We start from the raw sequence: 15,623 nt of genomic DNA on the forward strand, positions 1-15,623 counted from the left end.
ACGCGCATGTTTAAGTTTAATGATGATAAAGGACAGCTGAAATGCTCGTTCTGCGGAAAATCCCAGGAGCAGGTAAGGAAGCTCGTTGCTGGACCTGGCGTTTACATTTGTGATGAGTGCATCGAGCTGTGCAATGAAATCGTTCAGGAAGAGCTGGGTACCGAAGAAGAAATCGACATGAAAGAAATTCCGAAGCCGATGGAAATTCGCAACATCCTCGACGATTATGTGATCGGGCAGGACATGGCGAAAAAATCTCTCTCGGTTGCGGTTTACAACCACTATAAACGGATCAATTCCGGTGCCAAGATCGAGGATGTGGAGCTGCAAAAATCCAACATCCTGCTGATCGGACCGACAGGCAGCGGTAAAACGCTGCTGGCCCAAACACTGGCGCGGATTTTAAATGTTCCGTTTGCCATCGCTGATGCGACATCGCTGACCGAAGCGGGTTATGTGGGCGAAGATGTGGAAAACATTCTTCTGAAACTGATTCAGGCGGCAGATTACGATGTGGAAAAGGCCGAAAAAGGCATAATTTACATTGATGAGATCGATAAAGTCGCACGCAAATCGGAAAATCCGTCGATTACCCGCGACGTATCCGGTGAAGGTGTACAGCAGGCCCTGCTGAAGATTCTGGAAGGAACGGTTGCAAGTGTTCCGCCACAAGGCGGCCGCAAGCATCCGCATCAAGAGTTCATCCAGATCGATACCTCCAATATCCTGTTCATCTGCGGCGGTGCGTTTGACGGTGTTGAACAGATTATCAAGCGCCGTCTGGGCAAAAAAGTAATCGGCTTTGGCACAGATATGAACGAAGGCGTAAAAGGCGACCTCAAGCAAGGCGAGTACCTGAAGTACGTCTTGCCGGAGGATTTGTTGAAGTTTGGCTTGATCCCGGAATTCGTCGGCCGTCTGCCGGTTCTTGCCACGCTCGAACCGCTGGATGAAGAGACGCTGGTGAAAATTCTCACCGAGCCGAAAAATGCGTTGGTCAAACAGTTCCAGAAGCTGATGAGCCTTGATAACGTCGAGCTGGAGTTCGATGCAGGGGCATTGAGCCAGATCGCCAAGGAAGCGATCAAGCGCAATACGGGTGCGCGCGGACTTCGTGCCATCATCGAGCAGATCATGCTGGATATGATGTACGAGCTGCCGTCTCGTGAAGACGTGAGCAAATGCGTCATCACGGAAGAAACGGTTCGCGATAAAGTGAAGCCCCAGCTTTTGACAAAGGAAGGCCAGGAGCGAAAGCACGAGAGCGCCTGATTCATACTAATGCGCAGAAACCACCTCAACCCGAGGTGGTTTTTTTCGTCGGGGACGGACTTTTTTCTTTTTCACGGCCAAGTCCAGATCTAATCTCCAATCCGGCTTTCTGCATCACGGCAATAGACGGGACCTGCTCGTTTTTGAGTTTATGTCCCGCACTGCGAGGCAATACTACTCATTATAGTTCAAGAGACGCGAACGAAAGGCCGTTCTGGGATAGTAACGCCGATGAGTACGGACAGCCTGCTAAATAGTTGCCATGAGCATGGGAGGGACTGCGGATGAACTATACGACACTAGTCATTGCCTGCATTGAAGTGATTGTCGGGATTATCATAGGAACCTACTTTTGGAATTTGCTGCGAACCCAGCGGGCCAACAAGACCTCAACCGAAAAGGAATCGCGCAAAGATCTGGATCAGTTGCGCCGGATGCGCATGATTGCCTTGACCGAGCCGCTGTCAGAAAAAACACGGCCTGCTGCTATGGAAGAAATTGTCGGGCAGGAGGACGGCCTGAGAGCGCTGCGCGCAGCTCTGTGCGGTCCCAATCCGCAGCATGTGATCATTTACGGACCCCCGGGCGTTGGGAAGACGGCTGCTGCGCGGGTAGTATTGGAAGAAGCGAAGAAAAACAAGATGTCGCCTTTCAATTCGGAAGCCAAATTTGTCGAAATAGACGCCACGATTGCCCGTTTTGATGAGAGAGGCATCGCCGACCCGTTGATCGGCTCTGTCCACGATCCCATTTACCAGGGGGCGGGTGCCTTGGGCCAAGCCGGGGTGCCGCAGCCAAAGCCCGGAGCCGTGACCAAAGCGCATGGAGGCATACTGTTTTTGGATGAGATCGGGGAGCTTCACCCCGTTCAGATGAATAAGCTGCTGAAAGTATTGGAAGACCGAAAAGTCATGCTGGAGAGTGCCTACTACAGCGAAGAAAACACGCAGATTCCTTCGCATATACACGAAGTATTCAAGTACGGGCTCCCGGCTGATTTTCGCCTGGTCGGAGCAACGACGAGGATGCCGGAGGAATTGCCTGCCGCTCTTCGTTCCCGCTGTCTGGAAATCTTTTTCCGTCCGCTCAAACCGGCCGAGATCGGCAGCATCGTTCGTACGGCTGTTTCGAAAATGGACATGACGATGGAGGATGCCGCTGTACATGTGATTGAGCGGTACGCGACCAATGGACGGGAAGCGATCAATACAGTGCAGATCGCCGCAGGGATTGCCTTGACGGAGGAGAGAAAAGTTATACAGTCCTCCGATGTCGAATGGGTCGTTCATAGCAGTCAAAAGTCGCCGAGACAGGAAAAGCAGGTACACTCCACTCCGCAGGTCGGTTTGGTCAACGGTCTGGCCGTCTACGGACCGAATATGGGCAGCGTAATGGAACTGGAAGTAACTGCGACACGTGCAGCGATCGCAGGAAACGGACGCATCACGACGACCGGCCTCGCCGAAGAGGAGGAAATCGGCGGCAGAAGCAGAACGATCAGGCGCAAGTCCATGGCCAAGGGTTCGATCGACAACGTCCTGACAGTGCTGCACCGCTTGGGCATCCACCCTTACAATTACGATCTCCACATCAACTTCCCCGGCGGAGTGCCTGTAGATGGGCCATCTGCTGGTATCGCGATTACGACAGCCATCTATTCTGCGATCAAGGAAATTCCGGTAGATAATCTGCTGGCGATGACAGGGGAAGTCAGCATTCACGGAAAGGTAAAGCCTGTCGGCGGAGTGGTAGCCAAGGTGGAGGCTGCCCGCGCAGCAGGAGCGACGCGTGTGTTTATCCCGGAAGAGAACTGGCAAAGCCTGTTTTCCGACATGAAGGGGATCGAAGTCATTCCTGTTTCAACGGTGCAGCAGGTTTTGGAGCTGGCCTTTAAGGATCATGCCGAGCCGGAGGTTGAAAGTGCCGGATTTACGCTGCAGCTGCCTGCAGAAGACCTGGCGTCCTCGCCACTCTCCTTGTAAAGAAGGATCGCACCTTGAAATTAGACATCGGAATGTGTTTGCGCTACAATGGTAAGAAGCTTCGACTTTCTCCAAAAGAAGGGAGAAAGCAGCGTGTCTTGGTGACCAAAAACGGCTGTTCAGGAGCCGTTTTTGCTTGTATAAAAAAGGCGGTCCGACCAAGTCTTTCATTTTGGGCAAGCATGGTTAACCCGCTTTTTCACACAAAAACTGCAAGAGACTGTTCAGATCAAGGAGAGGTGCATAAGATTGGGCGATCGTTCCGGTAAACGAGAGATTCCGCTCCTCCCGCTGCGTGGGCTGCTTGTGTATCCATCGATGGTGCTGCATCTGGATGTCGGACGGGAAAAGTCTGTCCGTGCACTGGAGCAGGCCATGGTGGATGACAACAAGATTTTGCTTGCAACGCAGGAGGAAGTCCATATAGAAGAACCTGAGGCCGAACAAATTTACAATGTCGGCACCGTAGCCCGCGTCAAACAGATGCTGAAGCTCCCAAACGGGACCATCCGGGTGTTGGTCGAGGGATTGCAACGGGCCAAAATTGAAGAGTATGTTCGCCAGGAAGATTTCTTTCAGGTAACCATTACGTATCTGGAGGAGGAAAGCGGAGACGAAAACGAAGTGGAAGCGCTGATGCGCGCCGTACTCAACCACTTTGAGCAGTTCATCAAGCTTTCCAAGAAGGTATCTCCAGAGACGCTCAGCTCGGTTACAGATATTGAAGAACCAGGTCGTCTGGCGGATGTCATCGCCTCCCACCTGCCGCTGAAAATGCGCGACAAGCAGGAAATTCTGGAGACGACCAACATCAAGGAGCGCCTGAACATTCTCCTCGACATCTTAAACAACGAGCGAGAGGTTTTGGAGCTGGAGCGCAAGATCAGCGGCCGCGTCAAGAAACAGATGGAGCGGACGCAAAAGGAATACTACTTGCGCGAGCAAATGAAAGCGATCCAAAAGGAGCTCGGCGACCGCGACGGACGGCAGGGCGAAGTAGACGAGCTGCGTGCCCAGTTGGACAAATCGGACGCTCCTGAACGGATCAAGAACAAAATCGAAAAAGAGCTGGAACGTCTGGAAAAAATGCCGTCGACCTCCGCAGAAGGGTCCGTCATTCGCACGTACATCGATACGCTGCTGGCGCTCCCTTGGACGAGAAAAACGGTAGACAATCTGGACATCAAGCATGCGGAAGACATTTTGAACGAGGATCATTACGGTCTGGAAAAGCCAAAGGAACGGGTACTGGAGTATCTGGCCGTTCAGAAGCTGGTCAATTCCATGCGAGGCCCGATTCTGTGTCTGGTCGGACCTCCGGGGGTAGGGAAAACCTCATTGGCTCGTTCCATCGCCCGTGCGCTGGAGCGGGAATTCGTGCGGATCTCCCTGGGCGGCGTGCGTGACGAAGCGGAAATTCGCGGCCATCGCCGGACCTATGTAGGTGCCCTGCCAGGCCGGATTATCCAGGGAATGAAACAGGCTGGCACAGTCAATCCGGTGTTCCTTCTCGATGAGATCGACAAGCTCGCTTCCGATTTCCGCGGCGATCCTGCTTCCGCTCTGCTGGAAGTGCTGGACCCGAATCAGAACGACAAGTTTAGCGACCACTACATCGAAGAGACGTACGATTTGACCAATGTCATGTTTATCACAACGGCCAACAGCCTGCATACAATTCCCCGACCGCTCCTGGACCGCATGGAGGTCATCTCCATTTCCGGCTATACCGAGCTGGAGAAGCTGAATATCATGCGCGGCTATCTGTTGCCGAAACAAATGCAGGACCACGGTCTTGGCAAGGATAAATTGCAAGTGCAGGAAGAAGCAATGCTAAAGATCATTCGTCAGTATACCCGTGAAGCCGGTGTGCGGAATCTGAATCGCGAGGCGGCCAATGTGTGTCGAAAGGCAGCCAAACTGATCGTTGCCGGCGACAAGAAGCGTGTGGTCGTAACGGCGAAGACAGTGGAAAGTCTTCTCGGCAAGCCGCGCTATCGCTATGGACTTGCTGAAAAAGAGGATCAGGTTGGCTCGGTTACGGGTCTCGCTTGGACCGAAGCGGGCGGCGACACGCTGAATGTTGAAGTAACGGTCTTGCCTGGAAAAGGGAAGCTTACTTTGACAGGCCAATTGGGGGATGTCATGAAGGAGTCCGCTCAGGCTGCATTCAGCTATATTCGCTCGCGGGCTGCCGAGTGGAACGTCGACCCCGATTTCCATGAAAAGAACGACATTCATATCCACGTTCCCGAGGGTGCGATACCAAAGGATGGTCCTTCCGCAGGCATTACGATGGCCACTGCTCTTGTATCGGCTCTGACCGGGATTCCGGTTCGGAAAGAGGTAGGGATGACCGGGGAGATCACACTGCGTGGCCGCGTCCTGCCCATCGGCGGGCTGAAGGAAAAGTCGCTTTCTGCACATCGCGCAGGTTTGACGACTGTCATTTTGCCAAAAGAAAACGAAAAAGACATTGACGATATTCCAGAGAGCGTACGGAAGGATTTGAAGTTTATCCCTGTCGAGCACCTGGATGAAGTGCTTCGCCACGCGCTCGTTAAAAAGACGGTTGGTGATCACGAATGAAGATTACCTCTGCCGAATTTATCACCAGCGCTGTCGGCCCCAATCAATATCCGACTGACGGCCTACCGGAGATTGCTCTGGTAGGTCGATCCAATGTCGGCAAATCCTCGCTGCTGAACAAAATGATGAATCGCAAAGGGCTTGCCAGAACCAGTCAAAAACCGGGTAAAACGCAAACCCTTAACTATTTTCAAGTCAACAAGCAGCTTTACTTTGTCGATTTTCCCGGCTACGGCTATGCCAAAGTAGCCAAATCGATCAAAGGCCAATGGGGAAAAATGATCGAGACGTATCTGAAGCAGCGGAAGGAGCTGCGGTTCATCATCCAGCTGGTCGATATTCGCCATGCGCCAAGCAAGGACGATATCGCCATGTATGAATGGTGCAAGGAGATCGGCATTCCGACCGTTGTCGTCGCCACCAAGGGAGATAAAATTGCCCGTGGCCGCTGGCTGCAGCATACAAAAGTGATCCGCCAGCATCTGAATATGCGCGGAGACGATACGATCCTCATTTTCTCGTCCGAGACGGGACAAGGACGGGACGAATTATGGTCTGAGATCAAGCGGCGCCTCTATGAATACGAAGAGGCCAAGCGAGAACAGGCGAAAGAAGAGAAGGTTCCCTCCTCTGCCGAACAGGCAGAAGGCAAGGCGCAATAGCAAGCTGGTATACGCCGGACGGGAGAGGAGGCCATTTTGTGACGTGTCACGAACGCTTTCCCATACGGGGTGTCATCGAAGGGTTCTATGGCAAGCCATGGACCCATGAAGAGCGCTTGGACATGATTGATTTTTTAGGCAAGCATCAGTTTAATGCGTACTTTTACGCTCCCAAGGACGATCCGTTTCTCCGTGAGAGGTGGCAGGAGTACCATCCTCCAGTTGAACGGGAGCAAATCGATCAACTCATCGCTGCAGCACATAAGGCGAAGCTGTCATTCTATTACTGTTTGAGTCCCGGCTTGAACATGGAGTACGCGAACCGCGCTCATGCCGATCAACTGCTGGATAAATACCGGTTTATGTACAAGAGGGGAGTCAGGCACTTCGCTCTCCAGTTTGACGATATTCCGCTGGCTCTCTTGCATGAAGTGGATACGAGGAAGTTTGGCACATTGGCGGAGGCTCATGCGGAAACGGCGTTGCAGCTGTACAAGCAGATGGCAAGCTGGCCGGAGCCTGTCAAATTGGTGCTGTGTCCGACGCAGTATTCCGGCATGGGAAATGAACCATACATTACGACACTGGGGCAGCTCTTGCCTGATGAGATCGATCTGTTTTGGACAGGAAGATTCGTCTGTTCCCCTTTTCTTACAGAAGGGGACGCTGTCCGCTTCCGGGAATACACAGGACATCGCCCGTTGTACTGGGACAACTACCCTGTAAATGACCTTGCAATGGCAAACGAGCTCCATATCGGTCCGTTGCGGCACAGAGATCCGGGTTTGGGCCGGCTTTCCGCAGGCTATGTGGCGAATGCGATGGAGTGGGCGGAGAGCTCCAAGATACCGCTGATCACGGTAGCGGATTACTTGAACGACCCGGAGGGCTACGATCCCGTTCAGTCGTGGAGGCGGGCAGTGGAGGAAGTGGCTGGAGCCGACGATGCGGAAGCTTTTCTCCGTTTTGCCGACAATGTGCAAAGCTCATTTTTGAACGAAACAGAGTCCCCAGCTCTGATGGAGACATTTATGCAGTTTCGTTTCCATTTTCTGTATGGAGACAAAAGGCAGGGTACCGAGGAGCTCAGGCGATTGTTCGCCGAGATGGAGGAAACAGCCAATCATCTGCTGACGGGTATGCAGAATCAGAAGCTGTCTGCAGAAATACGCCCATGGGTCGAAAAGTATTGGCACTGGGCCAAGGTAGGACAGACGGCAATTGCCTTGATCGATGCTGGCAGCAGTGGCAGGGTGCCACAAGCGGCCTATCATTTGCTCCGCCTGAAAAGATGGCTGAAGCGGACCGAAAGACTGCCGCAAAAGGTTTGCGGTCAGGTGATGCCCATCTTTGTCGAAGCGCTATTGCAGGAAGTAAAAAAGGCGACATAGAAATGAAAAGGAGCGGGGCTCTCGTACGTACGAGACAGACCCGCTCCTTTTTTTGTTCGATAGTTCGTTTCAGTCTTCGTTCCAATCATCAAATGCCGATCTCACGCTTTCCGAACTTTCTCAAGCCGAACTTCTGTTTTCTTCCTCGCTCTCGCGTCGGCTTCGCGATAGTTTTAGCCATTGGCCAATCGGAAGCTCAGCCAGGATCATTCCGAAGAAAATGAGCAAGCCCCCCAGGATTTGACGACCGGTAAGCACCTCATTGATCCACAGATAAGAGGTAAGGGCGGCAAATACGGGTTCGAGAGCAAAAATGAGTGCGACACGGGTAGAACTGGTCTGCTTTTGCAGAGCCGTCTGTGCGAGAAAGGCAAGCGCAGTCGCAAATATCGAGGTGATGAGCAGTCCTCGTGCGACTTCCGGAATCAAAAGAATCTCCAGATTAAATGCCCTGCTCCAGTCTTCAAACAAGAAGGTATAGACCCAACTGAGAACCGCTACTGTTGCCAGCTGCACGATGGCGAGCGGCAAAGCCGAAAATTGCGGCGCGTACTTGCCGGTGACGACGATTTGCAGCGCAAAGCAGATCGCGCATCCAAATACAAGGAGGTCCCCGATGTTGAAGCTGAGCGTCTGGTTCAGGGTCAATAAATACAGACCAATCGCGGCCAGCAAGACGCCGACGATTGCCGCGGGTTTGATGCGGCTGCGCAGGATCAGAAAAGCGAAAAGAGGGACCAGCACAACGGACAGGCCGGTGATAAATCCGGCTTTGGACGGCGTTGTATACAACAGCCCTACTGTTTGCAGCCCATACCCGAGGCAAAGCCAAAACCCGATGATACAGCCGGCTTTGAGCAAGGCGCCGCTCCATGCCCTCCACTGGCTGCGAAAGAACAGGAGTTGTATCACGAGCAGGAACAGGGCGGCGATCGTAAAGCGAATGGCATTGAAAGCGTTCGGCGGCAGCGCTGAGATCGCTTGTTGGACGACGAGAAACGTCGCTCCCCAGACAAATGCGATCAAAAACAGGGTCACATCCGCCATCCACGGTTTTTTCAAAGGCATCTTCTCTCCTTCCACCATCATCAGATGATTCAAAACGTTCAAATGATCTTGCAAGCATGATAAGGGATAGAAAGCGGGAAAGCAAGGGAAAAACTTTGCCTGTGCCTTGCCTTTTTGACAAGGTGTCTGAAAATAAAGAAAACCCGGACTTGGCTTATCCGGTTAGAGGATGGGGATAGAGAAGGGACATTGTCGTCAGAAGCTTACCGAACACCCTGAAGCGGATTGCAAAACGGTTTCGTATGGGGCTGCCTTTCGACGAATATCGCGCGCTCTGTCGCCAAAGTGTCGGCCGTTAATAAACTTTTCACAATTACAACTGACCCGTTCAGGACATAATGATATAATGATAGTGCATTTATTAGAGAATTGACTGGCATGTATGACCGGGAGGACGCTATGGATATTCTTTTGCTGGGTCTTAACTACAAAACGGCACCTGTCGAAATTCGCGAGAAGTTTACTTTCAGCGACGACGGCACGTCTCGGGCTCTTTATCTCCTCTCCCAGACGAAGAGCATCGCGGAATGCGTGATCCTCGGGACTTGCAACCGCACGGAAATTTACGTGGTTTGCGATCAGCTGAACGTCGGTCGCGATTACACGCTTCGATTTTTGGCGGAATGGTTTGGTGTGAGCAAGGAATCTTTTAAGGAACATCTCTATATAAAAGGGAACGAACAAGCCATCGAGCACCTGTTCCGCGTCTCCTGCGGCATGGATTCGATGGTGGTGGGAGAAACGCAGATACTCGGTCAAGTGCGCGATGCTTTTACACAAGCGCAGCAGCAGGAGACGACCGGAACCGTATTCAATATGCTGTTTAAGCAGGCGATCACCTTTGCGAAAAGGGCGCATACAGAGACGGCCATCGGACAGAATGCTGTGTCTGTCAGCTACGCGGCGATCGAGCTGGGGAAAAAGATTTTCGGATCGTTTTCCGGCAAAGAAGTGCTGATCGTCGGAGCGGGAAAAATGAGCGAGCTGACTGCCAAACATCTGCATGCCAATGGTTCGGGACATGTTCGTGTAGCCAACCGGACACTGGAGCGGGCACAGCTGCTTGCCGAGAAATTCCAAGGGGACGCCTGTACGATGGAGCAGTTGTCATCGGCACTGCTCACAGCAGACATCGTCATCAGCTCGACGGGGGCGACGGGATACGTCATCACCAAGGAGCAGCTGCAGCCGATCATGAAGCAGCGCAGGCATCGCCCGCTGTTTATGATCGACATTGCGGTACCGCGGGATCTGGACCCGAGCCTGCACGATCTCGACAACGTATACCTGTACGACATCGACGATCTCGAAGGCATTGTCGCCAGCAACCTGGAAGAGCGTTCCAGAGAAGCGGAACGACTGGAAGGCATGATTGCCGAGGAGATTGTCGCCTTTACGACCTGGTACCAGACATTGGGCGTTTCTCCTCTGATTGCAGCCTTGCGTGAAAAAGCGTTTGATATTCACAGCGAAGGCATGCGCAAGATGGAGAACAAGCTAAGCGGCCTGACAGAAAAAGAGCTGCACATCATCCGCAAGACGACCAAAGGAATGATTAATCAGTTATTGCACGATCCGGTCGTTCGCCTAAAGGAGCTGGCAGCCAAGAAGGATGGCCCCGATGTGTTGGACATGTTCTCTACGATTTTTGCACTCGAAGAGATTCTGGAGCGGGCCGAGCGGGAAGCGAACTGGGAAAAAGAAAAAGCAAAGCAGACTTCCGCGCGTGAACAGGTGCTCGCATCCCGGATCCCTGAGTAGATACCGATACGGAAAGAGAGGAGAGAGTACATGGCCGATGCGAGATGGATCTATGATTTGACGATCTTTCTCTACGCTGCAAGTGTTCTCTTCTATTTCAACGACTTCTTGCAAAGCAACCGGAAAGTCAATCGACTGGCTTTCGGGTTGCTTGCTGTCGTTTGGGCCTTGCAAACTGCTTTTTTTGTCTCGCAAATGGCGGAAAAGGCATACTTCCCCGTCATTACTTTATTTGAGACTTTGTTCTTTTATTCGTGGGTGCTGGTTACGTTATCGCTTGTGATCAACTATTTTTTTCGCATAGATTTGCTGGTGTTTTTTACCAATGTGATCGGGTTTGTCGTGCTGGTTCTGTCCATGTTCTTGCCTGAGACGCCGCTGAACGCCGTATCCGGTCCATTGACGTCGGAGCTGCTTCTGGTTCACATCACGCTGGCGATGTTCAGCTATGGGGCTTTCTCGCTTTCCATGGTTTTCTCGGCCATGTATCTGCTGCAGCACAACATGCTGAAAGCGAAGCGCTGGACGCCGATGCTTCGCCGGCTGCCAAGTCTGGATGTGTTGGAGGGGTACGCGTACCGAATGAACATGCTGGGCGTCCCTATGCTGCTGCTGGCCATTTTGGTCGGCATCATTTGGGGAAAACTGGTACTGCCCGAAAAGTTTTGGCTGGATGCCAAGGTTGTATGGTCGCTCGTCGTCCTGGGCGTGTACTCGTTCGGGCTCTACAAACGGTACAGCGACACATGGCAAATGCGCAGTCTGGCGCTGTTTAATCTGGCGAGCTTCGGGCTGGTGTTGATCAATTTTCTGGCTACCGATTTTTCGAAATTTCATAACTGGCTATAATCGAGTGGCTATGTTAGGAGGCTACCATGAGAACATGGAAAGTAGGAACGCGCCGCAGCATGCTGGCGCTCACGCAGACGAACTGGGTCGTCGACCAATTGAAACAGCTTGATCAAAGCGCGTCATTTGAGCTTCACGAAATCGTGACGAAAGGAGATCGCATCCTGGACGTCACTTTATCCAAGGTCGGGGGCAAGGGACTGTTCGTAAAAGAGATCGAGCAGTCTCTGCTGGACAAAGAAACGGATCTGGCCGTCCACAGCCTGAAGGATATGCCGGCCGAGCTGCCGGAGGGGCTGGTCATCGGAGCGATTCCGAAACGTGTCGATCCTCGTGACGTGCTTCTTTCCAAAGACGGAAAGACGCTTGACGAGCTTCCGCATGGGGCTTTGGTAGGAACGAGCAGCTTGCGCCGTTCGGCTCAGCTGCTGGCGTACCGGCCCGACATCCAGATCGAATCCTTGCGCGGCAATATCGATACGCGCATCCGCAAGCTGAACGAAGGAAACTTCGATGCCATCGTCCTCGCGGCAGCCGGATTGGAGCGGGTGAACTGGGATGGTACGATCAGCCAATTTTTGCCGGTGGAGATCAGCCTTCCTGCCGTCGGGCAAGGGGCGCTCGCGATCGAGTGCCGAGCTGATGACGAAGAGACATTGGCGCTGCTGAGCAAGTTTGATCATCCTGAAACTCGTCTTGCCGTGACGGCAGAGCGGAGCTTCTTGCATCGCCTGGAGGGCGGCTGCCAGGTGCCGATCGGCGCCTACGCGACCGTCTCCGACGGGGGTGGCAAGCAGCCTGTCATTACATTGACCGGTCTCGTCGCTACGCCGGATGGCAAGCGTGTGTTCAAGCGGACGGCTACGGGTGTTGACCCGCTTGCTCTCGGACGCGAAGTGGCTGACGTCCTGGCGGCAGAAGGGGCACAAGAGGTTCTGGAGCAGGTGAAAAGGGAGAGCCAGGCATGATTCACTCGGTTGAAGGCGGGCATGTGGGGCCGCTTGCCGGCATACGCATGATGGTGACCAGATCGCGGGGGCAGGCGAGGGAGCTGATCAGTCAGTTGGAAGCTCTGGGCGGGGAAGCGTATGCGTTTCCGCTATTGAAAATGGTGCCTCCGCAAGACAGCAGCCGTTTGGATGAAGCCTTATCCCGCATCGGCAGCTTTGACTGGGTCATGTTTACCAGCGTAAACGGGGTTCGCTTTTTTCTTGATCGGATGCGGCAGCTCGGAATCGGGATCGACAGGCTGACGGGGCACCTCGCTGCGGTCGGTCCCAAGACAGCGGCAGAGCTCGCTTTGCACGGGCTGAGAGCAGAGGTGATACCTTCCGATTATGTGGCGGAGGGCATGCTCGCCAGTCTGAAAGATCGGCTTCAGCCCGGCGAGCGCGTGCTGCTGCCGCGGGCTGACATTGCCCGCAAAACCTTGCCGGAGGAGCTGCGCCGCATGGGCCTGGATGTCACGGAGGTGGATGTGTACCATACCGTGATCGATGCAAAGGACGCTCCGGAAGCGGCGGAGCGCCTGCGGAACGGCTTGATTGACGTTATCGCATTTACGAGCTCTTCGACCGTTTCGTATTTTATGGAAGCGATGACCCCTTATGGGGGGAAGCAGCTGCTGGCGGGCGTAACCATTGCCTGCATCGGCCCGATCACGGCCGATACGGCAAGAGCGCACGGCTTGCAGGCAGATGTCGTCGCCCGCGAGTACACCGTCGAAGGCTTGCTGGAAGCATTGAAAGCATATTGGGGAGGGAATGGAAATGGCCATTTCATTTGATCGTCATCGCAGATTGCGTACAAGCGCGGGTATGCGCGATCTTGTTCGCGAAAACCATGTTCGTCTGGAAGATTTGATTTACCCGCTGTTTGTGGTGGAAGGAACGAATGTAAAAGAAGAGATTCCGTCCATGCCTGGCGTGTATCACTTTTCTCTCGACAGGCTGCGCGAAGAGCTGGACGAAATCGCTTCGCTGGGGATCAAATCGCTGATGATGTTCGGGGTGCCCGAGCACAAGGATGCCTGTGGTTCCGAGGCTTACAATGACAACGCGATCACACAGCAGGCGATCCGCCAGATCAAGGAAGCCTACCCGGATATGGTCGTGATCGCCGATACGTGCCTGTGCCAGTATACCGATCACGGGCATTGCGGCGTTTTGCACGAGGGAGAGATCGACAACGACGAGTCTCTGAAGCTTCTGGTAGCCACAGCTGTGTCTCAAGCGAAGGCGGGAGCCGATATAATCGCGCCTTCCAACATGATGGACGGGTTTGTCGCAGCGATTCGCGAAGGTTTGGACGAGGCTGGCTTCGTTCATGTTCCGATCATGTCCTACTCAGTCAAATACGCCTCCAGCTTTTACGGTCCATTCCGCGATGCAGCTCACTCCACGCCGAAATCGGGTGATCGCAAAACCTATCAGATGGACCCGGCCAATGCGCGGGAGGGGCTGCGGGAAGCGGCTTCCGACGTAGCCGAAGGAGCAGACTTTTTGATGGTGAAGCCAGGCCTCGCTTTTATGGACATGGTGCTGAGACTGCGGGAAAGCTTCGATTTGCCTCTCGTGGTGTACAACGTCAGCGCAGAGTATTCCATGGTCAAAGCAGCTTCTGCCAACGGCTGGATCAACGAACAGCAGATCGTGATGGAAACGCTCCTCGGCTTCAAACGCGCCGGGGCCGATCTGATCATTACCTATCATGCCAAAGACGTGGCAAAATGGCTGCGAGGTGAGTAGACAATGAAAATGGACAATTCGTCCCGCATGTTTGAAGAAGCCCAGCGTTACATACCGGGCGGCGTAAACAGCCCGGTGCGCGCTTTTAAAAGTGTCGGCGGAAACCCTGTCTACATCGCGAAAGGCGAAGGCTCGCGGATTACAGACGTCGACGGCAACAGCTACATCGATTTCATCGGCTCTTGGGGTCCGTTGATTTTGGGCCACGCTCATCCAAAGGTGCTGGCGGCCATTCAGGAAGCGGCTGTGCTGGGAACAAGCTTCGGCGCTCCAACCGAACGGGAAACGGAAATGGCCAAGCTGGTTTGTGAAATCGTACCGTCTGTCGAGGTTGTTCGCATGGTCAACTCCGGAACGGAAGCGACGATGAGCGCTCTGCGACTCGCCCGCGGTTATACGAAGCGCAATAAAATCATGAAGTTTGAAGGCTGCTATCATGGTCATGCCGACAGCCTGCTCATCAAGGCCGGCTCCGGGGTAGCTACGCTCGGCTTGCCTGACAGCCCAGGTGTGCCGGAAGCGACAGCAGTCAACACCATTACGGTCCCGTACAACGATCTGGAAAGCGTCAAGCTGGCATTTGAAAACTTCGGCGCTGACCTGGCTGCCGTGATCGTGGAACCGATCGCCGGAAACATGGGTGTTGTGCCGCCGCAGCCGGGCTTTTTGGAGGCGCTGCGTGAAATTACGCAGCAACACGGCACACTGCTGATTTTTGATGAAGTCATGACCGGCTTCCGTGTATCCCGTGGCGGGGCACAGGAGCTGTACGGCATCACTCCGGATCTGACGACCATGGGCAAGGTAATTGGCGGCGGACTTCCGGTCGGCGCTTATGGCGGCAAACGGGAGATCATGCAGCAAATCGCGCCGGCAGGACCGATCTATCAGGCAGGTACGCTTTCGGGCAACCCGCTGGCAATGGCGGCCGGACTGACCACCCTGCAGGAGCTGGGACAGCCGGGAGCCTATGAAAAACTGGAGGCGCTCTCTGCCCGCCTGGCGGAGGGGCTTGCGGAAAATGCCCGCAAACTCGGTATTCCGCATACGCTGAACCGCGTTGGCTCCATGGTTTGCCTGTTCTTTACCGATACGCCTGTCGTCAATTACGACACGGCCAAGACTGCCGATCTGGACAAATTCTCTGCCTACTTCCGCTATTTGCTGGAGGAAGGCGTGATGATTCCGCCGTCCCAATTCGAGGGAATGTTCGTTTCCCTTGCTCATACGGAAGAGGATATCGAGCGGACAATCGACGCCAGCTACAAAGCGATGAAAAGGCTGTAAATAACAAAGAAAGTC

12 protein-coding genes are annotated in these 15,623 nt (G+C 53.8%); 11 read left to right on the forward strand and 1 reads right to left on the reverse strand.

What is annotated here, in order from left to right; all coding sequences use genetic code 11:
* Window positions 1-6: 6 nt before the first annotated feature.
* From clpX to EDM54_RS10070, 5 genes are all read left to right on the forward strand, one after another.
* Window positions 7-1,272: an ATP-dependent protease ATP-binding subunit ClpX gene (gene clpX / locus EDM54_RS10050; RefSeq protein ID WP_003387667.1), complete on the forward strand. Its 1,266-nt coding sequence runs from the start codon at window positions 7-9 to the stop codon at window positions 1,270-1,272.
* Between the two features lie 284 nt (window positions 1,273-1,556).
* Window positions 1,557-3,254 (forward strand): ATP-dependent protease LonB, encoded by a 1,698-nt coding sequence (lonB, locus tag EDM54_RS10055; protein ID WP_003387666.1) that lies wholly within the window; start codon window positions 1,557-1,559, stop codon window positions 3,252-3,254.
* 249 nt (window positions 3,255-3,503) lie between these two features.
* Complete coding sequence (gene lon / locus EDM54_RS10060; RefSeq protein ID WP_003387665.1) at window positions 3,504-5,843, forward strand: endopeptidase La; 2,340 nt, start codon at window positions 3,504-3,506, stop codon at window positions 5,841-5,843.
* On the forward strand, window positions 5,840-6,505 hold the full coding sequence (gene yihA, locus EDM54_RS10065; protein WP_024984473.1) for a ribosome biogenesis GTP-binding protein YihA/YsxC: 666 nt from the start codon (window positions 5,840-5,842) through the stop codon (window positions 6,503-6,505). Before lon ends, yihA begins: the two co-directional genes overlap by 4 nt.
* A 38-nt stretch (window positions 6,506-6,543) precedes the next feature.
* A complete protein-coding gene (locus EDM54_RS10070; RefSeq protein ID WP_003387663.1) occupies window positions 6,544-7,896 on the forward strand; it encodes a protein O-GlcNAcase in 1,353 nt (450 codons plus the stop codon).
* A gap of 120 nt (window positions 7,897-8,016) precedes the next feature.
* On the opposite strand, the gene EDM54_RS10075 is transcribed toward EDM54_RS10070, so the two are convergent.
* Window positions 8,017-8,958: a DMT family transporter gene (locus tag EDM54_RS10075; RefSeq protein WP_024984474.1), complete on the reverse strand. Its 942-nt coding sequence runs from the start codon at window positions 8,956-8,958 to the stop codon at window positions 8,017-8,019.
* 405 nt (window positions 8,959-9,363) lie between these two features.
* On the opposite strand from EDM54_RS10075, the gene hemA reads away from it, so the two are divergent.
* The 6 genes from hemA to hemL are packed head-to-tail and all read left to right on the forward strand — an operon-like array spanning window position 9,364 to window position 15,608.
* On the forward strand, window positions 9,364-10,725 hold the full coding sequence (hemA, locus tag EDM54_RS10080) for a glutamyl-tRNA reductase (RefSeq protein WP_003387661.1): 1,362 nt from the start codon (window positions 9,364-9,366) through the stop codon (window positions 10,723-10,725).
* A gap of 30 nt (window positions 10,726-10,755) precedes the next feature.
* Window positions 10,756-11,574, forward strand: coding sequence for a cytochrome C assembly family protein (locus EDM54_RS10085; protein ID WP_003387660.1), 819 nt, complete (start codon window positions 10,756-10,758; stop codon window positions 11,572-11,574).
* A gap of 26 nt (window positions 11,575-11,600) precedes the next feature.
* The gene (gene hemC / locus EDM54_RS10090; protein WP_039069883.1) at window positions 11,601-12,542 is read left to right on the forward strand and encodes a hydroxymethylbilane synthase; all 942 of its coding nucleotides are present in this window, start codon (window positions 11,601-11,603) and stop codon (window positions 12,540-12,542) included.
* Complete coding sequence (locus tag EDM54_RS10095) at window positions 12,539-13,360, forward strand: uroporphyrinogen-III synthase (RefSeq protein WP_122958149.1); 822 nt, start codon at window positions 12,539-12,541, stop codon at window positions 13,358-13,360. The genes hemC and EDM54_RS10095 overlap by 4 nt, the downstream gene beginning before the upstream one ends.
* The gene (hemB, locus tag EDM54_RS10100; RefSeq protein WP_003387655.1) at window positions 13,344-14,321 is read left to right on the forward strand and encodes a porphobilinogen synthase; all 978 of its coding nucleotides are present in this window, start codon (window positions 13,344-13,346) and stop codon (window positions 14,319-14,321) included. The genes EDM54_RS10095 and hemB overlap by 17 nt, the downstream gene beginning before the upstream one ends.
* Before the next feature lie 3 nt (window positions 14,322-14,324).
* Window positions 14,325-15,608, forward strand: coding sequence for a glutamate-1-semialdehyde 2,1-aminomutase (gene hemL, locus EDM54_RS10105; RefSeq protein WP_122958150.1), 1,284 nt, complete (start codon window positions 14,325-14,327; stop codon window positions 15,606-15,608).
* The last annotated feature ends 15 nt before the right edge of the window (window positions 15,609-15,623 follow it).

Source organism: Brevibacillus borstelensis (genome assembly GCF_003710865.1).
Taxonomy (GTDB): domain Bacteria; phylum Bacillota; class Bacilli; order Brevibacillales; family Brevibacillaceae; genus Brevibacillus; species Brevibacillus borstelensis.